This is a genomic window from Stenotrophomonas sp. YJH_SMC_123, from assembly GCF_059368215.1.
In genome coordinates this window covers 323031-346308 of record NZ_JCAFRM010000002.1, presented here as the reverse complement: position 1 = coordinate 346308, position 23278 = coordinate 323031, and the positions used below count along the sequence as shown (strand labels likewise).

General features: G+C 65.5%; 31 protein-coding genes and 1 tRNA gene. 20 read left to right on the top strand and 12 right to left on the bottom strand.

The genetic code is table 11. The features are described from left to right. Positions 1 to 233: 233 nt before the first annotated feature. The 17 genes from AC5P5W_RS06455 (at position 234) to AC5P5W_RS06375 (ending at position 8657) form a co-directional block, all read left to right on the top strand. Positions 234 to 698 (top strand): hypothetical protein, encoded by a 465-nt coding sequence (locus tag AC5P5W_RS06455; RefSeq protein WP_495220951.1) that lies wholly within the window; start codon positions 234 to 236, stop codon positions 696 to 698. A 170-nt stretch (positions 699 to 868) separates the two neighbouring features. Then, the gene (locus AC5P5W_RS06450; RefSeq protein WP_495220950.1) at positions 869 to 1342 is read left to right on the top strand and encodes a hypothetical protein; all 474 of its coding nucleotides are present in this window, start codon (positions 869 to 871) and stop codon (positions 1340 to 1342) included. Between the two features lie 109 nt (positions 1343 to 1451). Next, on the top strand, positions 1452 to 1682 hold the full coding sequence (locus AC5P5W_RS06445) for a hypothetical protein (protein ID WP_495220949.1): 231 nt from the start codon (positions 1452 to 1454) through the stop codon (positions 1680 to 1682). Beyond that, the gene (locus AC5P5W_RS06440; RefSeq protein ID WP_495220948.1) at positions 1669 to 1818 is read left to right on the top strand and encodes a hypothetical protein; all 150 of its coding nucleotides are present in this window, start codon (positions 1669 to 1671) and stop codon (positions 1816 to 1818) included. Before AC5P5W_RS06445 ends, AC5P5W_RS06440 begins: the two co-directional genes overlap by 14 nt. Further along, on the top strand, positions 1811 to 1960 hold the full coding sequence (locus tag AC5P5W_RS06435; RefSeq protein ID WP_495220947.1) for a hypothetical protein: 150 nt from the start codon (positions 1811 to 1813) through the stop codon (positions 1958 to 1960). The genes AC5P5W_RS06440 and AC5P5W_RS06435 overlap by 8 nt, the downstream gene beginning before the upstream one ends. 70 nt (positions 1961 to 2030) lie before the next feature. Next, positions 2031 to 2936, top strand: coding sequence for a recombination-associated protein RdgC (locus AC5P5W_RS06430; protein ID WP_495220945.1), 906 nt, complete (start codon positions 2031 to 2033; stop codon positions 2934 to 2936). Positions 2937 to 3013: 77 nt separating this feature from the next. Beyond that, entirely contained in the window at positions 3014 to 3775 is a 762-nt protein-coding gene (bet, locus tag AC5P5W_RS06425) for a phage recombination protein Bet (RefSeq protein WP_495220944.1), read from the top strand. Next, complete coding sequence (locus tag AC5P5W_RS06420; protein WP_495220943.1) at positions 3772 to 4275, top strand: HNH endonuclease; 504 nt, start codon at positions 3772 to 3774, stop codon at positions 4273 to 4275. Before bet ends, AC5P5W_RS06420 begins: the two co-directional genes overlap by 4 nt. Continuing rightward, a complete protein-coding gene (locus tag AC5P5W_RS06415; RefSeq protein WP_495220942.1) occupies positions 4272 to 4928 on the top strand; it encodes a lambda exonuclease family protein in 657 nt (218 codons plus the stop codon). Before AC5P5W_RS06420 ends, AC5P5W_RS06415 begins: the two co-directional genes overlap by 4 nt. Next, a complete protein-coding gene (locus AC5P5W_RS06410) occupies positions 4928 to 5143 on the top strand; it encodes a helix-turn-helix domain-containing protein (protein ID WP_087786640.1) in 216 nt (71 codons plus the stop codon). The genes AC5P5W_RS06415 and AC5P5W_RS06410 overlap by 1 nt, the downstream gene beginning before the upstream one ends. Further along, complete coding sequence (locus tag AC5P5W_RS06405) at positions 5140 to 5298, top strand: hypothetical protein (RefSeq protein ID WP_495220941.1); 159 nt, start codon at positions 5140 to 5142, stop codon at positions 5296 to 5298. Before AC5P5W_RS06410 ends, AC5P5W_RS06405 begins: the two co-directional genes overlap by 4 nt. Before the next feature lie 67 nt (positions 5299 to 5365). Next, positions 5366 to 5584 (top strand): hypothetical protein, encoded by a 219-nt coding sequence (locus AC5P5W_RS06400; RefSeq protein WP_164178419.1) that lies wholly within the window; start codon positions 5366 to 5368, stop codon positions 5582 to 5584. Then, positions 5581 to 6414 carry a hypothetical protein gene (locus tag AC5P5W_RS06395; RefSeq protein WP_495220940.1) on the top strand — a complete coding sequence of 278 codons (834 nt, stop codon included), beginning with the start codon at positions 5581 to 5583 and terminating at the stop codon, positions 6412 to 6414. Before AC5P5W_RS06400 ends, AC5P5W_RS06395 begins: the two co-directional genes overlap by 4 nt. After that, complete coding sequence (locus AC5P5W_RS06390) at positions 6411 to 7022, top strand: hypothetical protein (protein WP_495220938.1); 612 nt, start codon at positions 6411 to 6413, stop codon at positions 7020 to 7022. Before AC5P5W_RS06395 ends, AC5P5W_RS06390 begins: the two co-directional genes overlap by 4 nt. 137 nt (positions 7023 to 7159) lie before the next feature. After that, the gene (locus AC5P5W_RS06385) at positions 7160 to 7342 is read left to right on the top strand and encodes a hypothetical protein (protein WP_346601468.1); all 183 of its coding nucleotides are present in this window, start codon (positions 7160 to 7162) and stop codon (positions 7340 to 7342) included. Between the two features lie 11 nt (positions 7343 to 7353). Beyond that, on the top strand, positions 7354 to 7554 hold the full coding sequence (locus AC5P5W_RS06380; RefSeq protein WP_495220936.1) for a helix-turn-helix domain-containing protein: 201 nt from the start codon (positions 7354 to 7356) through the stop codon (positions 7552 to 7554). 2 nt (positions 7555 to 7556) lie between these two features. Continuing rightward, a complete protein-coding gene (locus AC5P5W_RS06375) occupies positions 7557 to 8657 on the top strand; it encodes a tyrosine-type recombinase/integrase (RefSeq protein WP_495220935.1) in 1101 nt (366 codons plus the stop codon). Positions 8658 to 8739: 82 nt separating this feature from the next. Here AC5P5W_RS06375 and AC5P5W_RS06370 read toward each other — a convergent pair. From AC5P5W_RS06370 to thrS, 9 genes are all read right to left on the bottom strand, one after another. Continuing rightward, positions 8740 to 8816: transfer RNA gene (locus AC5P5W_RS06370), tRNA-Pro, on the bottom strand. A 68-nt stretch (positions 8817 to 8884) separates the two neighbouring features. Further along, positions 8885 to 9241, bottom strand: a complete 357-nt coding sequence (locus AC5P5W_RS06365; RefSeq protein WP_005410431.1) for a MerR family transcriptional regulator — start codon at positions 9239 to 9241, stop codon at positions 8885 to 8887. Next, positions 9222 to 9521 carry an integration host factor subunit alpha gene (locus tag AC5P5W_RS06360; RefSeq protein ID WP_005410432.1) on the bottom strand — a complete coding sequence of 100 codons (300 nt, stop codon included), beginning with the start codon at positions 9519 to 9521 and terminating at the stop codon, positions 9222 to 9224. Before AC5P5W_RS06360 ends, AC5P5W_RS06365 begins: the two co-directional genes overlap by 20 nt. Positions 9522 to 9548: 27 nt before the next feature. Next, positions 9549 to 11930 carry a phenylalanine--tRNA ligase subunit beta gene (gene pheT / locus AC5P5W_RS06355; RefSeq protein ID WP_046431787.1) on the bottom strand — a complete coding sequence of 794 codons (2382 nt, stop codon included), beginning with the start codon at positions 11928 to 11930 and terminating at the stop codon, positions 9549 to 9551. 87 nt (positions 11931 to 12017) lie between these two features. Next, entirely contained in the window at positions 12018 to 13013 is a 996-nt protein-coding gene (locus tag AC5P5W_RS06350; protein ID WP_197574285.1) for a tRNA ligase subunit PheS family protein, read from the bottom strand. A 193-nt stretch (positions 13014 to 13206) separates the two neighbouring features. Continuing rightward, entirely contained in the window at positions 13207 to 13566 is a 360-nt protein-coding gene (gene rplT / locus AC5P5W_RS06345; protein ID WP_005410435.1) for a 50S ribosomal protein L20, read from the bottom strand. 11 nt (positions 13567 to 13577) lie between these two features. Continuing rightward, positions 13578 to 13775 carry a 50S ribosomal protein L35 gene (rpmI, locus tag AC5P5W_RS06340; protein ID WP_005410436.1) on the bottom strand — a complete coding sequence of 66 codons (198 nt, stop codon included), beginning with the start codon at positions 13773 to 13775 and terminating at the stop codon, positions 13578 to 13580. Positions 13776 to 14041: 266 nt separating this feature from the next. Continuing rightward, positions 14042 to 14584 (bottom strand): translation initiation factor IF-3, encoded by a 543-nt coding sequence (infC, locus tag AC5P5W_RS06335; protein ID WP_079222586.1) that lies wholly within the window; start codon positions 14582 to 14584, stop codon positions 14042 to 14044. A 48-nt stretch (positions 14585 to 14632) separates the two neighbouring features. After that, the gene (thrS, locus tag AC5P5W_RS06330) at positions 14633 to 16534 is read right to left on the bottom strand and encodes a threonine--tRNA ligase (RefSeq protein WP_032957627.1); all 1902 of its coding nucleotides are present in this window, start codon (positions 16532 to 16534) and stop codon (positions 14633 to 14635) included. Positions 16535 to 16963: 429 nt separating this feature from the next. Here thrS and AC5P5W_RS06325 point away from each other — a divergent pair, with 429 nt between their 5' ends. From AC5P5W_RS06325 to AC5P5W_RS06315, 3 genes are read left to right on the top strand one after another with little or no spacing between them, the layout of a single operon-like run. After that, positions 16964 to 17260, top strand: coding sequence for a hypothetical protein (locus tag AC5P5W_RS06325; protein WP_005410439.1), 297 nt, complete (start codon positions 16964 to 16966; stop codon positions 17258 to 17260). Further along, positions 17260 to 17523, top strand: a complete 264-nt coding sequence (locus tag AC5P5W_RS06320; RefSeq protein WP_197574284.1) for a hypothetical protein — start codon at positions 17260 to 17262, stop codon at positions 17521 to 17523. The genes AC5P5W_RS06325 and AC5P5W_RS06320 overlap by 1 nt, the downstream gene beginning before the upstream one ends. 10 nt (positions 17524 to 17533) lie before the next feature. Then, positions 17534 to 19093 carry a PepSY domain-containing protein gene (locus AC5P5W_RS06315; RefSeq protein ID WP_197574283.1) on the top strand — a complete coding sequence of 520 codons (1560 nt, stop codon included), beginning with the start codon at positions 17534 to 17536 and terminating at the stop codon, positions 19091 to 19093. Positions 19094 to 19117: 24 nt separating this feature from the next. Here the strand turns inward: AC5P5W_RS06315 and AC5P5W_RS06310 are convergent, their stop codons facing one another. The 3 genes from AC5P5W_RS06310 to pnp form a co-directional block, all read right to left on the bottom strand. Then, entirely contained in the window at positions 19118 to 19522 is a 405-nt protein-coding gene (locus AC5P5W_RS06310) for a VOC family protein (RefSeq protein WP_041863657.1), read from the bottom strand. Positions 19523 to 19619: 97 nt separating this feature from the next. Next, positions 19620 to 20810 carry a glycosyl hydrolase family 18 protein gene (locus tag AC5P5W_RS06305; RefSeq protein ID WP_197574282.1) on the bottom strand — a complete coding sequence of 397 codons (1191 nt, stop codon included), beginning with the start codon at positions 20808 to 20810 and terminating at the stop codon, positions 19620 to 19622. Between the two features lie 280 nt (positions 20811 to 21090). After that, positions 21091 to 23199 carry a polyribonucleotide nucleotidyltransferase gene (gene pnp / locus AC5P5W_RS06300; RefSeq protein ID WP_046431803.1) on the bottom strand — a complete coding sequence of 703 codons (2109 nt, stop codon included), beginning with the start codon at positions 23197 to 23199 and terminating at the stop codon, positions 21091 to 21093. Positions 23200 to 23278 lie beyond the last annotated feature (79 nt).

Here is a 23278-nt window from a genome sequence, read left to right as displayed (position 1 = left end):
GGCTTGGCGCCTCCACGATACGCCTCGGATGCGCGGAACGGCGGCCCCCCTACTAGCACCTAATGGAACGATGCTGACGCATGGCGGAAAGTCTGGACATATCCCCCAGATCGCGTTGAGCTGCGACAACTGCGGAACAATGTGGTTACTCTCCCGCGGGTACATCAACGAATGGCTCGACAACAATCCTGAGCCAGGTGAGTTCGTGAATGCCGAGGGAGACGGCGAACCAGATGACACCCCGTAAAAAGAACGGAAACGTCACATTTCTAAACGCTGACGTGCGCGAGGACGAAGTCATGTCGTCGTCGGCACTGGAAGGCGGCGGTGGGCCGCCCCATGATGACGAGATGGATAAGCGCTTATCAGCGATCGAGAAAGTCATTCCGACCCTCGCCACGAAGACAGACTTGGTTGAACTAAAGGCCGAGCTTCGTAGTGAACACCAAAAGGGGGTAAATGACCTGATCAAGTGGATTGTGGGTACAGCCTTGGCAGCCGCAGGAACCATGATCACGGTCATGACGTTCGTGCTGAACAATGCAGTGCCCAAGGCACCAGTGGCGCCGCCGCCGTCACCAGTAACGATTCAGGCACCGCCGGCTGCGCCCTCACCATCACCGATCATCATCCAGATGCCGTCGCAGACACAGGCTGTAGCGCCAGCGCCGGCCCAAGCTCCGCCGGTCAAGCCCTGACCCGACAACCCCGCTCCGGCGGGGTTCTTCTTTGGACCTTGATTCCTTAACGCGTTCATCAAATGTCGCTGCACATTATTAGCGCCCCTATTGACACTAGGTATTAGCGCCCCTAATCTTCGGCCAACGCCCCACCACAGCCCATCCCGGGCCGGGGCTTGGAGACGAAGATGGCCGCCATCGCATTTGGACTGCCCCGCTCGACCACCCGGACCGGCTATGCGTCGGTCCGCGACCACAAGCGTTCCAGCGAGCTTGCCCGAGAAGAGCGCGGCCTGCCGCTGCACCCGGCCAACGGGTTCATCGCCTGCCCGGCCTGCGATGGAACTGGCGAGCTCTACCGCAACGACAGCGCCAGCGGCGATCCGCAGTGCGAGTACGGCGTGGCCTGCGGCCGCTGCGGCGGCGAAGGCGAGATTGCCGACGGCCTGATCGACCCGCTGCTGCTGGTGGCGAAGTACCGCAAGGGCCGCTTCGGCTGGGCCATGAGCGAGCGCCGGGCAGCTGACCGCCGGCACTACTACAGCCTGTACCGGATGCGCGCCATGCGCCCCTGCAGCGGTCTGGCTGCGGTCGACATGCTGGCCCGGGCACAGATGTGCGCCAACGACACGGCCCGCGCACTGCAGCAGGTGGCCGCATGACCGCCGCCGACCGAGCCCTGCACTTCCAGGCGCTGAAGCTGGCTTCGGGCTACCTGCTGGCCTTCTGCCTCGGTGTGGCTTTCACCGTCGCGGTGCAGGCGGTGCTGTCGTGAGCTGGGTCGACGTGCTGGCGGTGATGGATCAGGCGGTAGATCGCGAAAAGGACGCAGGACAGCCCTATGCCGCGCAGGTGGCAGCGCGTGCGTCAGTCGCAGAAGTCTTCGCAGCCGCCCACGCATCCCTCGCAGCCCGCGACCTGGTCGACCAGATGGCAGCCGACGACCGCCTGCACGCCGCTCTGGCCGCGTGCGAACCGGAGACGCGACATGAACCCGTTTGACCGGCTGGACGCGGCCTTCGCCGACCAGTTCTGCCTGCCCCCAATCGCCCCGCCGATGTCGCTGGCGGAAGCCCGAGAACAACGCAACCGCGAGGCCGTGGACGGCCTGTGCGTGGAGGAAAACGACGATGAGTAGCCGCCTCCGCATCGCCTGGGCCGCCGTCGCGCTGTTCGCCGCCGCCGTCGTGCCGCTGCGCATCGCCGAGATCCACCAGGCCCACACCGACCGTGACGCTGCCAAAGCCCGATGGGCTGCGACCAGCAGCGTGCGCGGCTGAATTCCCGCCCTCACGGGCCCCGCGCCGGCCGGGATTCCACGACGCCGGCATCTATTCCTGAGGAGATGACATGTTCTTCCGCAACCTGACGTTCTTCCGCTTCCCGACCACCACCGACTTTTCCGAAGTCGACACCTTGCTGCCGCACGCACTGCTGAAGCCGGTCGGCGCACTGGAAATGAATTCGCGCGGCTTCATCTCGCCGTTCGGCCGCGAGGAGAAGGAACTGCTCTCCCACCGTTGCGGAGACTTCCTGTGGCTGGCAGTTGGCGGCGAGAACAAGATTCTGCCGACGTCGGTGGTGAACGGCGAACTCGAAAAGAAGCTGGCGCACATCGAGGAAGCCGAGGGCCGCCGGCCAGGTGGCCGCGAGCGCAAGCGCATGAAGGACGACCTGCTGCATGAGCTGCTGCCGCGCGCCTTCGTGAAGTCCTCGCGCAACGATGCCTTCATCGATCTGCAGCACGGCTACGTCGCGGTGGATACCTCCAGCCGCAAGACCGGCGAATACTTCATGTCCGACATCCGCGGACTGCTCGGTAGCTTCCCGGCGATGCCTCTGAACGCCGAAGTCGCTCCGCGCTCAGTCCTGACCGGCTGGATCGCTGGCGAGCCAATGCCAGTCGGCCTGTCGCTGGGCGAGGAAGCGGAATTGCGCGACCCGGTGCAGGGCGGAGCTGTCGTGAAGTGCAGCTATCAGGAGCTGAAAAGCGATGAGATCGACAAGCACCTGGACGCTGGCAAGCAGGTTACCAAGCTGGCGCTGGTGTTCGAGGACAGCCTGTCCTTCGTACTTGGCGAAGACCTGATCGTCCGCAAGCTGCGCTTCCTCGACGGCGCGCTGGACAGGCTGGACGGCACGGACCAGGACGGCCGACGCGCCGAGTTCGACGCCCGATTCGCGCTGCAGAGCGCCGAGATTCGTCGCCTGTTTCTGGTGCTGGAAGAAGCCTTCCGCATCTCCAGCGCCAACTGACCCCGCAAGGACGCACCCGCCCGCCCGGCGGCGGCTCCGAGAGCCGGGCACCTATTCAACCTACCAGCAGAGCAGCCATGAGCAACCTCGTTCTCTCGCAAACCAAGAGCCTCGCCACGTCCCTGAACATGGGCGCCGCCGACGCGCAGGAGCTTGTCGCCGTACTGAAGGCCACCGCCTTCCGGGGCCAGGTATCCGATGCGCAGATGACCGCGCTGCTGGTGGTGGCGAACCAGTACGGCCTGAATCCCTGGACGAAGGAGATCTACGCCTTCCCCGACAAGAACAACGGCATCGTGCCGGTGGTAGGCGTCGACGGCTGGTCGCGGATCATCAACTCGCACGCTCAGTTCGACGGGATGGACTTCGAACAGGACGAGCAGAGCTGCACCTGTTCGATCTACCGCAAGGACCGAAGCCGGCCGGTGCGTGTGACCGAGTACATGGCCGAATGCCGCCGCTCGAATGCTGGCCCGTGGCAGTCTCACCCGCGCCGCATGCTGCGCCACAAGGCGATGATCCAGTGCGCCCGCTTGGCGTTCGGCTTCGTTGGGATCTACGAGCAGGACGAGGCCGAGCGCATCATCGAGGGCGAGGTGGTCCGCGCCGAGCGAGCTCCGGCCAGCAGTACCCGCCAGCTGCCGGCCGAGCCGGAAGATTCGCCCGAGCGCCAGGCGCTGTATGCCAGCCTTCAGGAGATTGCGAGTGCCGGTCTGGACGCCTATGCGGAGGCGTGGGGCAAGCTGACGCCCGAACAGCGCAAGATGATCGGCCAGTCCGGCCATGAAACCCTGAAGTCGGAGGCGGAGCGCGCAGAGGCTGAGGAGGTCGAGCCATGAGCCTAGCAAGACCGATCGCCGCTTTACTGGACAAGGCCAATGCCCTCTTCTCCTACAACCCTGAAACAGGGTTCATCGTCCGTCGAGTTACTTGCGGAGGCCGGTGCGCTGGAACGGTGGTTGGCACTCGCAGAGATGACGGATACCTGGAAGCGAGAGTGGCCGGCCGCGCAGTGCTTGCGCATCGACTTGCATGGCTACTAATCACGCAAGAAGAACCGCCTGCGGAAATAGACCACATCAACGGGCGCAAAGACGACAACAGGTTCAAAAACCTACGCGCAGCAAGCAGGGCGGAGAACAACCAAAACCGCGTTGTTCCACACGCCAATAACCGGACTGGCCGGCTCGGGGTCTACCGCAATAGGTCGGGGCGATTCGTCGCCCGGATTCGAGTTGATGGGAGGCTCCAACACATCGGCGTCTACGCCACACCAGATGAGGCGTCTGACGCCTACCTAAGAACAAAGCGACAGCTTCACAGGGGGAACACCCTTTGATTATCTACAAGCACCCGCAGGGGAGTACTGAGTGGCTGCAGAGTCGTTGCGGCGTGGTTACGGCCAGCATGTTCAAGGTTGCCCGTGAGCGGCTGAAGACTGGACCCAACAAGGGCGATTTCACCGAGGCAGCGAAGGACTACGCCTTCCGAATCGCCTTCGAGCGCATCAGTGGAGAGCTGATGGATGAGGGCTACCAGACTTGGCAAATGGAGCGTGGACACGAACTTGAGCCGGCAGCCAGATACACCCACGAGATGGAAACTGGCTGCCTGGTCGAGCAGGTCGGATTCATTACCGACGACGCTGGCGAGTTTGGCGCGTCAGCTGATGGGTTCATTGGATCCGATACCGGACTGGAAATTAAGTGTCTCGTTTCTGCCAAGGGAATCCGCAAGCTGTGGTTTGCCGATGATCTGAGCGAGTTCATGGACCAGGTTCAGGGCGGTATGTGGATCACCGGGCGCTCGCAATGGCACTTCGCGCTCTATTGCCCGGCGCTTTCCGCTGTCGGGAAAGAGCTGTTTCTGCGCGTAGTGGCCCGCGATGAAGCCTACATCGAAGCGATGGAGAAGGATCTCCGGGAGTTTGTGGCCCTCGTCGCGCGCTATGAATCTGAGCTACGCGCTGGCGACCACCAGGAGGCCGCCTGATGGACGTGACGATCTACCCCAGCCACGCCAAATGCCTGCGCCGTGCCGGCCTCGCCCGCGCCCAGCTGTTCGCGCAGGTGATCGAGGGCAAGCGCTACACCACCAGGCAGGTGGCCGAGATTCTGGACGTCTCGCGCAGCACGGCCTACGACCGGATCAAGCGCGGCCCCTACCCGCTCACCTGGGCCAACCTAATGAAGGCTCGCCTGCCATGAAGACCTGCACGAAGTGCGCTGCCCGGCTGCCGCTGCGGTTCTTCCCCCTGATCAACGGCAAGCACACCGCCGCGTGTGCGCCCTGCCGGAACACCGAGCGCCGCCTGCACGACCCGCTGCGCCCCTGCGCCGCGATCCGCTGCAAGTCGAACTGAACCACCTCACCCAAAGCTGGCAGCGCCGCACTCGTTGGCCGCTGCTGGCAAATCAGGAGACCCATTCGTGACCAGCATCCACGTACAGCCGACCTTCGACCTGGCCACGCAGGCCGAGAAGGACCGCCAGCGGGCCGAGATCGCCGACGACGTGGCGCAGTTCCTGCGCTCGGGCGGCAAGGTCCAGATCCTCGGCAACAGCCCGATCGATCGATCCACCATCAGCCGCCGCCAGGTGGTCGAGGGTGGCCACGACAGCCGCACGAAGAAGGGGGCATCCGCATGACCACCGACAACAAGCCCCTGGCGGACGTGCAGCCCGGTGGGAGGGTGAGGCTGGGGGATCAGGCCGAGCGGGCGCGGTTTGAGGAATTCCTGAGCCGGAATCCGCTCACAGCGCTGCGCGCTGGTACTGCATGGGAAGTATGGCAAGCCGCCGTCTCCGCCCAGCCCTCCCCGGGTGGTCAAGCGGCGCACTGCCCTGTGAAGCACTGCGGCATGACTTACGCCCGTGTTCCTTCTGATGGTCGGTGCCATGCGTGTGGCGCACCGGTTCAGCCCTCCCCGGGTGGTCAGGGTCCCGATACGTTCCGGGAATACTATCTAGCCCGCGTTGAATTTGATGAGGCTGATTTGGCTCAGTCGCATGCGTGGTCGGATAGCGCAAGGGGCTTCATCAACCCGGAAAATGTGCTGGATGTAGCTCGACGCCCGGAAGTCGAAGCAGAAAATGCTCGTCTTGCCAAAGCATCGCGTGAGGCCACGGCTCGTTTTGAAGCCGCCGAAGCAAGGCTGAATTCGGCAGAATCTGCCGCCGCCCTCGCCGCCCGCCAGCCGGTGGGGGAGCAGGGGCACCTTCGTCAGGCTATCGCTACAGTCTGTGAAGGTTGGACGCTGCCAACGGACGCCAGAAAGATTCTGGAAAAAGCCATGTGGGAACACGTACCGCCCGCGCAGGCCGTGGACCTGGGGCAGTTCCGGGAGTTGGCCGAGTTCGCGCTGAGTAACGCCAAGCTCCACAACTGCTGGGAGAAGCGTGAAGCGCTGGCGCGTGACCTGCTGGCCCTGATCGACAGCCAGGCGGTGGGCAATGGCCCGTCGGGGGTGCCGGCGTGATCGGTGCATGCGAAGTCCTGAGCCACGAGCCGTCGATTCCCACGCGCTCGCGGGAGCACCACCCGGCCGAGCACGCCTACCGGGACCAGTGGCACCTCCTGGTGCGCGCCCAGTGCGAAGACCACTGGGATCTGGACGATGAGGAGCAGCTCGCCGGCCCGTTGGGGCATATCTTGCACAACATGCCGGTGCTGCTGACCGATCGCTATTCGCGGATCGCGGCTACCTTCGTCACCTGGCTGGGCACCAACGTGGGCGGGTCCATCATCTGGCACCTGCGGGCGAAGGGCCCTACGGCCAACGACCCACTCTTCGACAGCAGCGTGCTCAGGAAGTGGCACGAGCAGAATCACCGCCATTCGTTCTGCAACCGCGGATTCCGGTCATCTGACTACCTGACCAGCGCGGACTGGGAAAAGCCGACGGTGTGTCGGGATGCGCTGGAAATCGAGGTGTTCGATCACTTGGCCAACTGGCTCGGCTCTGCCGACGGTCGGCGGTTCGTCGCGGCTGCTGAGGCGCGAGCAGTGGCGTACCGCAAGGAGCTGTCGATCGATGAAGTTCTGACGATCCAGGCTGGCGGGCGGGAGGCGGCAGCAAATGGCTGACCAGCTGCTTACCGCTGCAATGGTCCACGTGCTCGCCCTGGCCGGGTTTGCGGCAGGCATCGCCACCCTGTGGGCGATCAGCCGCGTATGTCGCGCCGCGCGCGCAGGGCTGCGCTGGTGCTGGCGGAGGTGCGCACATGGGTGACCAACTCTTCCCCCGCGAACCGCGCCGCATGAAGCAGCCGGCCAAGGACGTGCTGCGCGAGCAGCTGGTGGTCGCGGCGAACCGAATCATCGAGCAGGCGGAGGAAATCCAGCGCCTGCGCGAGGCAGCAACCCAGGCCACCGAGCAGCTGCGCGCTGCGCTGGCCACGAACTGAAGGAGACCAGCATGCAACTGATGACCCCCGAGCGGTGGCTGGACCGCTACTTCGAGGAAGGCAGCCGCCCATCCATGCAGGTACTGCAGCGGCTGATGCGCGAGGGCAAGCTGCCGGGCCGCAAGGTCGGAGGCACCTGGTTCATCGACGAACACGAATGGCTCGCCGGCGGCGATGATCTTGTCGCGCGAGTATTGGGTGAGGCAGCCTGACGATGGCACCGAGGCAACGAAGCAAGAGCCGCCAGGGATGGCCGGCCAACCTGTACCCCAACCGGGACGGGTTCAAGTATCGGCACCCGGTCACGAAGAAGGAAACGTGGATGGGCACCGACCAGGCGCGCGCGTTCGCCGCGGCCAAGAAGCTCAACACGCTGCTGGTGCCGACGAATGACCTGGTCGCACGCGTGGTCGGCGGTGGCCACACAGTGAATGACGCTGTCGACGTGTTCGAGCGTGACGACATGCCGCACCGGAAATGGGGCGCCAAGAACATCGAGAACGCCCGTTCCCTCATCAACCGCATCCGCAAGCATATCGGCGATCGGAACCTGGACAGTTTCAGCGTGAAGGACTGCGCCACGTTCATTCGTGAAGTCACCGAAAGCGACCGGTCCCGGCAGCTGTTCCGGTCCATGCTGACGTGGGTCTTTGCCTGTGCAGTCGAAGAAGGCTGGATCGACCGCAACCCTGCGGAGGTCGTGCGCAAGTTCCAAGCGACTCGCCAGCGTGCGCGGCTGACCGTGGACGTTTACAAGAAGATCCACGCCAAGGCGCCGCCCTGGCTGCAGCTGGCCATGGATATCAGCCTGATGACACTGTTGCGCCGCGAGGACGTAGTGAATCTGAAGTTCACCGACTATCACGACGGCCACCTATGGGTGGTCCCCGGCAAAACCAAAACCACTACCGGCGTCCGCATGAAGATCGTGGTCAACGAGGAGCTGGCCGCTCTGCTGGCAAAGGCTCGCGACGACGTGGCCTCGCCCTACTTCGTGCACCGGCTGCCGTTGAAGGCCCGGCCGAGCAACAAGCGTGCGAAGGCGCGAGTACACCATACGCAGCTCCTGCCTGAGCAGTTGAGCCGCGAGTTCCAGGACGTCCGCGAGTCAATCGGCTTGGTCGGCAAGCATCAGGTTTCATTCCACGAGATTCGCAGCCTTGGCGGCGCTCTACTGCACAACCAACAAGGTTGGTCGGAAGAACAAGTGCAGCACCTTCTCACACACAGTTCGCCGGCGATGACCGAGGTGTATCTGGAAGGCCACGAAAGGCCGTGGACCGAGATCAACACCGGCATCCTCGCCATTCGGTAGGGTGGCGATAGGGTGGTAATAGGGTGTACTACGAAAAAGGGCCTGCACCGCATGGTGCAAGCCCTTGATCTATCACTGCTTTTGGTCGGGACGGCCGGATTCGAACCGACGACCCTCTGCCCCCCAGGCAGATGCGCTACCAGGCTGCGCTACGCCCCGACTGATGCTGCGATGTGCCCGCCACTGCGGCGGGCCGTGAAGTATAGCGGATTACGATGGAAATGGGATCAGCGGCGCAGCAACTGCAGCACTTCTTCCAGCTCCATGCGCACCTGCTTGATGATCTGGTTGCTCAGCGCCGATTCCTCGCGGGCATCGGGGCCGTCCAGACGCAGGCGTGCACCACCGATCGTGTAGCCCTGTTCGTACAGCAGGCTGCGGATCTGCCGCACCATCAGCACGTCGTGGCGCTGGTAGTAGCGGCGGTTGCCTCGGCGCTTGGCCGGCTCAAGGCTGGGAAACTCGGTTTCCCAGTAGCGCAGGACATGCGGCTTGACGTCGCACAACTCACTGACTTCACCAATGGTGAAGTAGCGCTTGGCCGGGATCGGCGGTAGTTCGCGGTTACTGCCCGGATCCAGCATAAGCTTCCACCCTCTCCTTGAGCTTCTGGCCCGGACGGAAGGTGACCACCGTACGGGCGGAAATCGGAATTTCCTCGCCGGTCTTGGGGTTGCGACCCGGGCGCTGGTTCTTGCGCCGCAGATCGAAATTGCCGAAGCCCGACAGCTTCACCTGACGTCCCTGTTCCAATGCTTCACGCAGCACATCGAAAAACGCGTCGACGAATTCCTTGGCTTCCCGCTTGTTCAGACCGACTTCGTCGAACAGCTTTTCCGCCATCTCCGCCTTGGTCAATGCCATTGCCTGCTACCCCCGAGTGCTGCCCGCTCAGCCGCGGATCCGGGCGTGGTGTTCACGCTCGATGGCAGTGACCGCCTCGGCCACCACCGCATCCACGTCGCGGTCCGTCAGAGTGCGCGACTTGTCCTGCAAAATCAAGCCCATAGCGAGACTCTTGAATCCCGGCTCGACGCCCTGGCCGACGTAACGGTCGAACAGGTTCAGGTCGCGCAGCAGCGGGCCGGCGGCCTGGCGGACGGTGGCCGCCAGATCGGCCCAGGCCACCTGTTCAGGCACCAGGAATGCCAGGTCGCGACGCACCGCCGGGAAGCGCGACAGTTCGCCGGCGCGCGGCAGTCGGCGGGCGGTCAGCGGCTCCAGGTCCAGCTCGAAGGCGTAGACGTCGGCTTCGATATCCATCGCCCGGGTCAGGCGCGGGTGGATCTGGCCGATCCAGCCGATCGCCACGCCATCGCGGAACACCTCGGCCGAACGCGCCGGGTGGCCGTAGGCGCGGACGGACGGGCGGAACTCCAGTTGCGCGCCACTGGCGGCCGCCAGCGATTCCAGGTCGCCCTTCAGGTCATGGAAGTCGACCTTGCGGGTCGGCAGGCCCCACTGCACCGCCTGCGCCTCACCGCAGACCGCAGCGGCCACGCGCGGGGTTTCCAGCGGTGCCGGCTGGCCGTCTCCGGCCTGTTGGGCGAACACGCGGCCGAGCTCGAACAGGCGCACGCGGCCCAACTGGCGGGCGGCGTTGCGGCCCAACGTGGCGACCAGGCCCGGCAGCAGCGACGGGCGCATCACCGCCAGTTCGGCCGACAGCGGGTTGGCCAGCGGCACCAGGCCGTCGCGCAGCTGCCACTGGGTCAGCAGCGCGTCGTCGACGAAGGCGAAATTGACGGTTTCCTGCTGGTCACGGGCGATCAGCTGGCGGCGCACGCTCAGCGCGTCCAGCTGGGTCTCGCTCGGCATCGCCACGCGCGAGGCACCGCCCGGCAGCGTGGTCGGGATCTGCTCGTAACCGTGGATGCGGGCCAGCTCTTCGATCAGGTCTTCCTCGATGGCGATGTCGAAGCGGCGGCTCGGCGCGACCACCTGCCAGCCGTCGGCGGCGGCGACCACGTCCATGCCCAGCGCGCGCAGGATGCGCTCGACTTCCGCATCGTCGATGGTGATGCCGAGCACGCGGGTGATGCGGGCGCGGCGCAGCACGATGGTCGCTGGCTGCGGCAGATCGGCTTCACGCACGGCCTCGGTGACCGGTGCCGGGGTACCGCCGGCCAGGTCCAGCACCAGGCGGGTGGCGTACTCGATCGCGGTGCGCGGCAGCGCCGGATCGACGCCGCGCTCGAAGCGATGGCCGGCATCGGTGTGCAGGCCAAGCTTGCGGCCACGACCCATGATCGCGGCCGGCGCGAAGTGCGCGGCTTCCAGGAACACGGCGGTGGTCGCGTCGGTGACGCGGGTGTCGAAGCCGCCCATCAGGCCGGCCAGGCCGACCGCGCGGTCAGCATCGGTGACCACCAGGAAGCTGTCGTCCAGCGCAGCATCGCGGCCGTCCAGCAGCTTCAGCGTCTCGCCCGCGCGCGAACGGCGCACGGCGATGCTGCCCTGCAGGGTGCCCAGGTCGTAGGCGTGCATCGGCTGGCCCAGCTCCAGCATCACATACTGGGTGATGTCGACCAGCAGCGAGACTGGACGCACGCCACTGCGGCGCAGGCGCTCGGCCATCCACAACGGGGTCTTGGCGGCAGCATTGACGCCTTCGATGACACGGCCCAGGTAACGCGGCGCTTCGGCGCCGGCGTCGAGCTGGATGCCCAGCTCACGGCTGCCGACTGCCGGAATGGCGTCGGCAGCGAAGTCCAGCACTTCACTGCGGGTGGCGGCGGCGACGTCGTAGGCGATGCCGCGCAGGCTGAAGCAGTCGGCGCGGTTCGGGGTCAGCTTGATCTCGATGCTGGCATCCGGCAGGCCCAGGTACTCGACCAGGGTCTGGCCGACCGGTGCGTCGTCGGGCAGTTCCAGCAGGCCGGAAGCATCGTTGTCCAGGCCCAGTTCCTTGGCCGAGCACAGCATGCCGTTGGACTCGACGCCACGCAGCTTGGCCGGCTTGATTTTCAGCTCGCCGATCTGCGCACCGACCATCGCCAGCGGCGCGACCAGGCCCGGGCGCGCGTTCGGGGCGCCGCACACGATCTGCAGCAGTTCGCCCTGCCCGGCATCAACCCTGCACACCTGCAGGCGATCTGCTTCCGGATGGCGCACCGCATCGACGATGCGTGCCACGACCACGTGGTCGAGGCCTTCGCCCAGCGCGGTCACGTCTTCCACTTCCAGGCCGATGGCGGTCAGCACTGCACTCAGTTCATCGCGCGAAGCGCCGGTCGGGACGTGGCTGCGCAGCCAGTTTTCGGAGAATTTCATGGTGTCATCCTGGTGGGCCCGGCGCATGCGCCTGGGCCTGCGAATTTGGGAGCAGCCGAGCATGGCTCGGCCCTACACGGTTGCGGCTTACGCGAACTGTTTCAGGAACCGCACGTCGTTCTCGAAGAACGCACGCAGGTCGTTGACGCCGTAGCGCAGCATTGCAAAGCGCTCCACGCCCATGCCGAAGGCGAAGCCGGTGTAGCGCTCCGGATCGATGCCGACGTTGCGCAGCACGTTCGGATGGACCATGCCGCAGCCCAGCACTTCCAGCCAGCGGGTGCTGCCATCGGGCTGCTGCCAGGCGATGTCCACTTCCGCGCCCGGCTCAACGAACGGGAAATAGCTGGGGCGGAAGCGCATTTCGAAATCGCGCTCGAAGAAGGCGCGCACGAACTCGGCCAGCGTGCCCTTCAGGTCGGCGAAGGTCGAATGCTCGTCCACCAGCAGGCCTTCCACCTGATGGAACATCGGCGAATGGGTCTGGTCGCTGTCGCTGCGGTACACCTTGCCGGCGGCGATCATGCGCAGCGGCGGTGCGTGGTCACCCATGTAGCGCACCTGCACGCCGGAGGTGTGCGTGCGCAGCAGGCGGCCGTCGCCGAAGTAGAAGGTGTCGTGCATGGCGCGCGCCGGATGGTGCGGCGAGAAGTTCAGCGCCTCGAAGTTGTGCCAGTCGTCCTCGATCTCCGGCCCTTCCGACAGCTCGTAGCCCAGCCGGCCGAAGATGCCGGTGATGCGCTCCAGGGTGCGGGTGATCGGATGCAGGCCGGCGCGGTCGCCGTTGCGACCCGGCAGGGTGATGTCGATGGCTTCGGCGGCCAGGCGTGCATCCAGTGCCGCGTCCTCCAGCAGCGCCTTGCGCTCGCCGAGCGCGCGGGTCAGCGCGTCGCGGGCCTGGTTGATCGCTTCACCGGCGGCCTTGCGCTCGTCGGCCGGCAGGGCGCCGAGCTGCTTGAGCTGCGAGGTGATGCTGCCACTCTTGCCAAGCAGGGCCACGCGCAGCTGTTCCAGCACGTCGGGGCTCTGTGCGGCGGCCACATCGGCCAGCGCCTGGGTGGTGAGGGATTGGATGTCGCTCATGGGGGGCCGGAACTCCAGTCGATCTGCCATCGCGATGCGCGAAGGGCCGACCCCTGTCGCCACCGCCGTCCCCGCGCTGCCGCCATGGCCTCGCCGGGACCCAAAAAAGAATGGGGAAGGACTTGCGCCCTTCCCCATGCATTGCCTTGACCTGACACCGTTCCGGATGAACGGTTACGGCATCGGGAAGGACTTATGCCGCCAGCGCGCCCTTGGCCTTTTCGGCCAGCGCAGCAAAACCGGCTGCGTCGTGCACGGCGATGTCAGCCAGGACCTTGCGGTCCAGGGTGATGCCGGCCTTCAGCAGACCGTTCATGAAGCGGCTGTAGCTCAGGCCGTTGATGCGGGCAGCCGCATTGATACGGGTGATCCACAGCGAACGGAAGTTGCGCTTCTTCTGCTTACGGCCGATGTAGGCGTACTGCTGTGCCTTGATGACCGCCTGCTTGGCGACGCGGAAGACCTTGCGGCGGGCGTTGTAATAGCCCTTGGCGAGATCCAGAATCTTCTTGTGGCGGCGACGCGCCTGTACGCCACGCTTAACTCGTGCCATTTTTCAGTTCCTCAGAGGTAAGGGAGCATGCGGTCCAGACGGCCTGCGTCTTCTGCACGGACATGGCCCGTCTGACGCAGATTACGCTTACGCTTGGTCGCTTTCTTCGTGAGGATGTGGCTACGGTTGGCGTGGCCGCACTTGTACTTGCCCGAGGCGGTCTTGCGGAAACGCTTGGCCGCTGCCCGGTTGGTCTTGATCTTGGGCATTGCAATGTCCTTGATGGGATTTGACCCTGGTTTCTGACTGATCTGGCGGCGGCCTGGGCCGCTCTTTCCGTCCTGCCATGATCGGCGTACGACCCGTCCTGGGTGGGTCGAGCCGGGCATGATACAGGCAAAACCGCCCTGCCACCAGCCCCAGCACCTCTTGCGCCGGCATTTCACCGGCATCCTGCAAAAGCAAAGGGACGCCAGTGGCGTCCCCTTATCCTGAACCATTCAGCCAGGCGCCCCGGAAGGCGGCCCGTCAGGCCTCAGGTCTTCTTCTTCGGCGCGATCATCATGACCATCTGACGCCCTTCCAGGCGCGGACGGGATTCAATGACGATGTCCTCGCCCAGATCGGTCTCGATCCGGTTGGCCATTTCGCGACCCAGTTCCTGGTGGCTCATTTCACGGCCACGGAAACGGATGTTGACCTTGATCTTGTCGCCTTCTTCAAGGAACCCGCGCATCTTGCGCAGCTTGATCTGGTAGTCGCCCTCGTCCGTGACCGGACGGAACTTCACTTCCTTGATCTCGACCTGCTTGGTCTTCTTCTTGGCCTCGCTGGCCTTCTTCTGCGCTTCGAACTTGAACTTGCCGAAGTCCATGATCTTGCAGACCGGCGGATCGGCCTGCGGCTGGATTTCGACCAGGTCCAGGCCTTCATCTTCGGCCATGGACAGCGCTTCGTCGCGCGACAACACGCCGATCATTTCTCCGTCACTGCCGATCACGCGGACGCGCGGCACACGGATTTCCTGATTCTTGCGGTTCTGTTTGTTGTCAGGGGTGCTGATATTACGTTCTCCCAAGGGTATCGAACCGGTCCGGGTGCCTGTGCCCCCGGACCGGACCTTTGCTTACGCGCCCTCGGCCTGGAGCCGCTCGATGAAGGCCTGCAGGCTCATGCTGCCCAGGTCTTCGCCAGAACGCGTACGCACCGCCACAGCCCCATTTTCCTTCTCGCGGTCACCAATGACCAGCAGGTAGGGCACGCGCTGCAACGTATGCTCGCGGATTTTATAGCCGATCTTCTCGTTACGCAAATCCGAGCTGACGCGGAAGCCTTGCTCCGCAAGGGTTTTGGTCACGCCCGAGACGTAGTCGGCCTGGGCGTCGGTGATGTTGGCCACCACCACCTGGGTCGGCGCCAGCCAGGCCGGGAACTGGCCGGCGTGGTGCTCGATCAGGATGCCCAGGAAGCGCTCCATCGAGCCGACGATGGCGCGGTGCAGCATGACCGGATGCTTCTTCTGGCTGTTCTCGTCCACGTACTCGGCGCCCAGGCGACCCGGCATCATGAAGTCGACCTGCATGGTGCCCAGCTGCCAGGTACGGCCGATGGCATCCTTCAGGTGGTACTCGATCTTCGGGCCGTAGAAGGCGCCCTCGCCCGGCAGCTCCTGCCATTCCACGCCACAGGCGGACAGCGCCGAACGCAGTGCGCCCTCGGCCTTGTCCCAGGTGGCGTCGTCGCCCAGGCGCGATTCCGGACGCAGCGCGATCTTGATCTGGATCTCGTCGAAGCCGAAGTGCTGGTAGACCGCCAGCGCCTGCTGGTGGAACGCGGTCACTTCCGATTCGATCTGGCTCTCGGTGCAGAACACGTGGCCGTCGTCCTGGGTGAAACCACGCACGCGCAGGATGCCGTGCAGCGCGCCGGACGGCTCGTTGCGGTGGCAGGAACCGAACTCACCGTAGCGGATCGGCAGGTCGCGGTAGCTGTGCAGGCCCTGGTTGAACACCTGGATGTGGCCCGGGCAGTTCATCGGCTTGACCGCGTAGGTGCGCTTCTCCGACTCGGTGAAGAACATGTTGTCCTGGTAGTTGTCCCAGTGGCCGGACTTCTTCCACAGGCTCACGTCCAGGATCTGCGGGCAGCGCACTTCGCCGTAGCCGCTGCTGCGGTAGACCTTGCGCATGTACTGCTCGACCACCTGCCACAACGCCCAGCCCTTCGGGTGCCAGAACACCAGGCCCGGCGCCTCTTCCTGCAGGTGGAACAGGTCCTGCTGCTTGCCGATGCGGCGGTGGTCGCGCATCTCGGCTTCCTCGATGCGCTTGATGTACGCCTCGAGCTGCTTCTTGTCGGCCCAGGCGGTGCCGTAGATGCGCTGCAGCTGTTCGTTCTGCGCATCGCCGCGCCAGTAGGCGCCGGAGATGCGGGTCAGCTTGAAGGCCTTCAGGAAGCGCGTGTTCGGCACGTGCGGGCCGCGGCACATGTCCACGTATTCCTGGTGGTAGTACATGCCCATCGCCTGGATGTCGTCGGACATGTCCTCGATCAGGCGCAGCTTGTAGTCCTCGCCACGGGCCTTGAAGATCTCGATCACTTCGGCGCGCGGCGTCATCTTCTTGATGACGTCGTAATCCTGGGCGATCAGCTCACCCATGCGCTTCTCGATCGCGGCCATGTCGTCCGGGGTGAACGGGCGCTCGGAATAGATGTCGTAATAGAAGCCCTCGGCGATCACCGGGCCGATCACCATCTTCACGTCCGGGTACAGCTGCTTGACGGCGTGGCCGACCAGATGGGCGCAGGAGTGGCGGATGATCTCCACGCCCTCCTCGTCCTTGGCGGTGATGATGCGCAGGCTGGCATCGTGGTCGATGACGTCACTGGCATCGACCAGCACGCCATCGACCGAACCGGCGATGGTGGCCTTGGCCAGGCCGGCACCGATCGACTGGGCGACGTCCATGACGCTGACGGGGTTTTCGAACTCGCGGCGGCTGCCGTCGGGAAGGGTAATGTTGATCATCGCATTGGCTTCGTGCGGGGCCCGCTGGGCGGGCTGGAAAGCGTTCCCGGGCCATTGCCCGGGCAATAAAAAAGCGCCGCGAGGGCGCCTGGAACACAGGGCCTTCGGGGGCAGGTCAACAGTGGGCGGTGGTAGTGCTCATGTCGCACGCTCGGCCGGCGCTGGGCGCGGGCCACCTTGTTCCAGTCAGGGTTCTGCGACGATCTTAAACCAGCACACCGGAAAGCCCAAGGCCTACCGTACGGTCCGCTGAATGGTCCTCGCTGGCGGCGTGAAAACGCAATGATTACCATGTCCGCGCAGCCCGCCCCGTGCCAGCCTGCCCGCTTCCCCCCAGGACCTCGTGATGCGCCACCCGCTCCGACCGGCTCCCGCCGGCCCCGCCCGTGCCCCGCGTTCGCTGGCCCGCTGCCATGGCGGCCGCCCGCAATGATCACCGTCGGCCTTTCCACGCTGGGCTTCTGCAGCCTGGGCATGCTGGCAGCGATGTTCTCGGCACTGGCCTTCTATGCCGCCTCGCCGCACTGCCGCTGGCCCCGCCTGCGCCGCGCCGGCCGCCTCGGCCGCCAGATCGGCCTGGTCGCCGCGGCTGCCGCATTGTGGCTGTGGATGGCCGAACTCGGCTTTGCCGCTGGCCTGGTGGCGATGCTGTGCACCTGGATGCTGGCCGCGATGCTGCTGCCGGCACTGGCCGCCTGGCATCGCCCGGGCACGGAGTCGCCCTGATGTGGCCGCGCGCCTTCGCCGGCATCGTGGCCGGCTCCTTGCTGGCCGCGGCCGCGACCGGGCTGGTGACGTGGTTGCCGCCGGGCCCCTGGCAGAACGCGCTGGTGCCCAGCCTGATCACGTTCATCCCGCTGTGGATGCTGGCTGCCCTGTGGGCGTTCAGCTTCCGCAGCGCGCTGCGCGCCTGGGTGACACTGGCCGGCAGCGCTGCGGCCGGCTTCGCCGTGCTGACGCTGCTGCGCCTGACCGGCGCGGTGCAATGAGACTCCGCCCATGAAGTTCAGCTCGCAGACCCTGCGTACGTTCACCACCCTGCACACCTGGGTCGGCCTGGTTGCCGGCTTCGGCCTGTTCGTGGCCTTCTACGCGGGTGCGCTGACCCTGTTCCACCACGACCTGCCGCTGTGGCAGACGCCCGGTGCAGCCACCGCGTTGCCGGCGGGCCTGGACGATGCGCAGTACCTGCTGGAAGACGTGCTGGCGGCACACCCGGAAGCCCGCCGCCACGTCGGCATGACGTTCCCCGGCGCCGAACATCCGCAACCCCTGGCCTACTGGCAGGCCGACGACGGCAGCTGGCGCTATGCCTGGCCGGGCCAGATCGCCGGCAGCCCGACGCCGCCACAGACCGGGCTGGCCGAACTGGTCAACGAACTGCATTACAGCCTCGGACTGCCGGTGGCCGGCATCTACGTGATGGGCATCGTCAGCCTGCTGTATGGCATGGCGCTGCTGAGCGGCCTGGTGATCCACCTGCCGAAGCTGTTCGGCGACCTGTTCGCGCTGCGTCCGGGCCGCAACCTGAAACAACTGTGGCAGGACGCGCACAACGTGATCGGCGTGCTCAGCCTGCCCTTCCACCTGATGTTCGCGGTCACTGGCGCCCTGCTCTGCCTGGTGTTCGTGCAGATGGCCCTGCTCAATCCACTGATCTACGACGGCAAGGCCCTGCAGGCGGTACCGACTGCAATGGACACCGCGCCGGTGCGCGACGCCAGTGGCATCTCGGCACCGCCGGGCAGCCTGCGCCTGCTGCATGCGCGCGCGCTTGAAGTAGCCCGCGCACAGGGCGTGGCCAACTTCGAGCCGGCCTACCTGAAGCTGGCCAACGCCGGCGATGCCAGCGCCACGATCGAGATCACGGGCGAATCCACCGGCACACTCGGGCCGCTCGGTTCGGTGGCCCTGGACGTGGCCACCGGCAACGTCCTGGCCTCCCAGCTGCCGGGCCAGCGCGATGCCAACCACGCCACGCTCAGCGCCGCCTATGCCCTGCACTTCGGCGAGTTCGGCAACGGCGTGGTGGTCTGGCTGTACTTCCTGCTCGGCCTCGGCGGTGCGTTCCTGTTCTACTCCGGCAACCTGTTGTGGATCGAGTCGCGGCGCAAGCGTCGCCAGCCGCAACAGCCGCGTGCCGGGGTGAACATGGCACGGGCCACGGTTGGCGTGTGCATCGGCCTGTGCGTGGCGATCTCGGTCGCTTTCATCACCGCGCTGGTGCTGGAGCGGTTGGCACCGTCGGCGGTCGACCATGGCATCCGCTGGGCCTGCTTCGGCAGCTGGGCAGCCTGTGCGCTGTGGGCTGCACTGCGCCGCCCCGCGCAGGCGGCGCGCGAGCTGCTGTGGGCCGCAGCGCTCAGCACTGCACTGGTGCCGGTCCTGCACGGCGCACTCAATGGTGACTGGCTGTGGCGCGCCGCCGCGCGTGGCCATTGGCCGCTGTTCTGGGTCGATGCCATCGCGCTGGCCATGGCCTTCGGCTTCGCTCGCCTGGCCGTCGCCAGCCAGCGCCGCGCCCGCAACGGCGACCCCAACAGCGTCTGGGCCAACTAAGCCTTCACCGGGCATGGCCCGGCGCTACCGCTGCGGGTGTTCTTCGCCCGGGTAACGACTCACTTCGATCAGGTTGCCATCCGGGTCGCGGAAGTACACCGATTCGATCGGTCCCAGCGCACCGGTACGTGTGGCCGGCCCCTCCTCCACCGCGATGGCCTGCGCCTGCAGGTGCGCCAGCACATCGACCATTGCCGTATGCGTGACCAGGCACAGATCGGCACTGCCCGGCGTGGGTCGCAGCGCATGCGGCTGCAGTGGCGCGCTGGCCGGATGCAGGTTGATCTTCTGCTGGCCGAACTGCAGCGCGGTACGGCCAGCGCCGAAGCGCACGACCTGCATGCCGAGCACGCGCTGGTAGAAGTCACAGCTGCGTTCGATGTCGGCGACGGTGAGGACCAGGTGGTCCAGGCGTTCGAGATGGATCATGCCCAAAGCGTAGCGCCGCCGGCGTCGTCGCAACGTGCGGTGTCGGGTCGATGGCGTTGCCGCCTGGCGCCGGGCATGGCCCGGCGCCACCAGTGACTCAATCGCCGATGCGCACCTTCTGCCACGGGCCGAGCATCGCGTTGAGCAGGCTGGCCTGCTCGTCGTCGCCGGTCAGCTCCCACATGAACACCCCGGCCAGGCCCTGCTCACGGGCGAACCGGGCACGCAGGTCGATCGAGCGCGGGTCTTCATAGCTGATGAAGATCTTCTGCACGGCGTTGTACAGCCACGGGCTCTGCGCCTGCGGCTGCCAGTGCTTCACCCAACCCGGCTGGTCGAGATAGCGCGCCTTGATCACCCGCCAGTCGCCGGCGTCGGCCGGTGCGCTGTAGGGCTGATACAGGCCATCCGGCGCATCGCCGGTGACCTTGAAGCCGCGCCCATAGAACGGCACGCCCAGCACCAGCTTGTCGGCCGGCACACCGTGCTCGCGGTAGTACTGCACCGCGCCGGCCACGTTGTTCCAGCGCCGCAGCTCCGGCGCCAGCGGATCGGCCGGCACTTCATGCAGGGGCGCATTGAAGGTCGACACCGATGAGAAGCCGGTGCCCATGTCATAGCTCATCAGGTTGATGAAATCGAACACCTTGGCCAGCGCCGGCAGGTCGTAGCTCGCCGCCGGATCATAGGGGCCATCGGTCTGCAGGCGACCGGCGGCCAGCGCGGCGCTCAGCAGCATCGGCTGCCCCACCTTGCGCCCGTGCGCGTCGAGTGCCACGCGGAACGCCTGCGCGAGCCTGGTCAGGTTGGCGCGATCCTGCGGGCGATGCGCCAGCTCCTTCGGCCCGCCACTGACCGGGAACTCCCAGTCGATATCCACGCCATCGAAGCTGCCGGCATGGTGATCGAAGAACAGTGCCATGCATGAGTCCACCAGGCGCTTGCGGCTGGCCTCGGTCAACGCTGCATCGGAGAACCCACCCGCACCCCAGCCACCGATCGAAATCAGCGTGCGCAGGTGCGGATGCGCCTTCTTGAGCTCGGCCAGCGCGGCGAAGTTCTTCGGCGCTTCCGCGCCGACCGCGCAGCGGCCGTCCTCGATGGTGGAGAACGCATAGAACAGATGGGTCAGGCGCTCGGCGGGAATGCTCGACACCGGATAGCGCTCGGCCGAGCCGCCGGGGTAGTAGGCACCGAAGATCGGCGGCGGCGCCGGCGCGGCGCGCGCAGCGATGGGCACGGCACCGGCAATCAGCACGGCAAGGACGGCCACGGTCTGGCGGAACATGGGATCTCCCGGTTCGAAGGCGCCGCCACGTTAGCAAACCGATGTGGCTGTGGGACGGTTGTCGCGGCATGTCGTCCCGTGGACAGGCGTGATCCGCGCAACCGTGACAGAACGATGGCCACGTGGCGGCGCTCACGCACTGCAGCAGGACATGCAGCGACCTGGATGAGCGGCACTGCATGACATCAAGGCAAAGAAAAAGCGGGCCGAAGCCCGCTCTTTCATTTGCGGAAGCGTGAGGACCAACGGTCCTCACCCACCGCACAATCAGCAGTACCGATTATTCGGCGCTGACGGCGTCGCCTTCTTCCACGGCCTTCATCGACAGGCGGATACGGCCCTGCTTGTCGACTTCCAGCACCTTGACCTTGACCACATCGCCTTCCTTCAGCACGTCGCCGACCTTCTCGACGCGATCGCTGGAGATCTGCGACACGTGGACCAGACCGTCCTTGCCCGGCAGGATCGTGACGAACGCACCGAAGTCCATGATCTTGGCGACCTTGCCTTCGTAGATGCGGCCCGGCTCGACGTCCGAGGTGATCTGCTCGATGCGGGCCTTGGCGGCCTGGGCAGCGATGGCATTGACCGAAGCGATGACGATGGTGCCGTCATCCTGGATGTCGATCTGGGTGCCGGTTTCCTTGGTGATGGCCTGGATGGTCGAGCCACCCTTGCCGATCACTTCGCGGATCTTGTCCGGGTGGATCTTGATGGTCAGCAGGCGCGGCGCGTAGTCGGACAGCTCTTCACGCGGAGCGGTCAGGCCGTGGGCCATTTCGCCCAGGATGTGCAGACGACCAGCCTTGGCCTGCTGCAGAGCCTGCTTCATGATCTCTTCGGTGATGCCTTCGATCTTGATGTCCATCTGCAGGGCGGAAATGCCCTCAGCGGTACCGGCCACCTTGAAGTCCATGTCGCCCAGGTGATCTTCGTCACCCAGGATGTCGGACAGGACGACGAAGCGCTCGCCTTCCTTGACCAGGCCCATGGCGATACCGGCCACCGGCGCCTTCACCGGCACGCCGGCGTCCATCAGGGCCAGCGACGAGCCGCAGACCGATGCCATCGACGAGGAACCGTTCGACTCGGTGATTTCCGAGACGACGCGGATGGTGTACGGGAAGGACTCCAGCGACGGCATGACAGCCAGCACGCCGCGCTTGGCCAGGCGACCGTGGCCGATTTCGCGGCGCTTCGGGCCCATCATGCGGCCGCACTCACCCACCGAGAACGGAGGGAAGTTGTAGTGGAACAGGAAGTTTTCCTTGTACTCACCGGCAACGGCGTCAATGACCTGGCCGTCACGGGCGGTGCCCAGGGTGATGGTCACGATGGCCTGGGTTTCGCCACGGGTGAACAGCGAGGAACCGTGGGTACGCGGCAGCACGCCGGTCTTCACGGTGATCGGGCGGACGGTGTCCAGCGCACGGCCGTCGATACGGACCTTGGTGTCCAGCACCGAGTCACGCATGGTGCGGTATTCCAGTTCGCCGAATTCCTTCGACAGCTCGGCCGGGTTCCAGCCTTCAGCGGCCACGCGACCAGCCAGGGCTTCGAACACGTCCTTCTTGATCGCCGAGATGGCGTCGCGGCGCTGCAGCTTGTCACGCACCTGGAAGGCTTCGCCCAGGCGCGGGCCGATGGCTTCCTTCAGGGCGGAGATCAGCGCTTCGTTCTTGGCCGGGGCTTCCCAGGTCGACGGCTTGGTGCCGGCTTCGACGGTCAGCTCGTTGATCGCGTTGATGACCTTCTGCATTTCGCGGTGACCGAAGGTCACGGCGCCCAGCATCACTTCTTCGGACAGCAGCGCGGCTTCGGATTCAACCATCAGCACAGCGTTGGAGGTACCGGCGACGACCAGCTCCAGCTGCGAGTCAGCCAGTTCGCTGACGGTCGGGTTCAGGATGTACTCGCCGTTCTTGTAACCGACCTTGGCCGCGCCGATCGGACCCATGAACGGGGTGCCAGCCAGGGCCAGGGCAGCCGAAGCACCGATCAGGGCCGGGATGTCACCGTCCACGTCCGGGTTCAGCGACATCACCGTGGCGATGATCTGCACTTCGTTCTTGTAGTCTTCCGGGAACAGCGGGCGGATCGGACGGTCGATCAGACGCGAGATCAGGGTTTCCTTCTCGGTCGCACGGCCTTCGCGCTTGAAGAAACCACCCGGGATACGGCCGCCGGCGTAGAACTTTTCCTGATAATCGACGGTCAGCGGGAAGAAGTCCTGGCCTTCGCGCGCGCTCTTGGCGGCGACGGCGGTGACCAGCAGTACGGTGTCGTCCATCTTGACGATGACGGCGCCGCTGGCCTGACGGGCGACTTCGCCGGTCTCAAGCGTGACGGTGTGCTTGCCGTACTGGAAGGTTTTGGTGATTTTTGCCACGGAGGGTGTCCTTGGGGATGCTGTCTGCGAATTTGGACCGTCGGCGACCCTTGCCGCCAGCGGGTGGCCGGATCGTTCC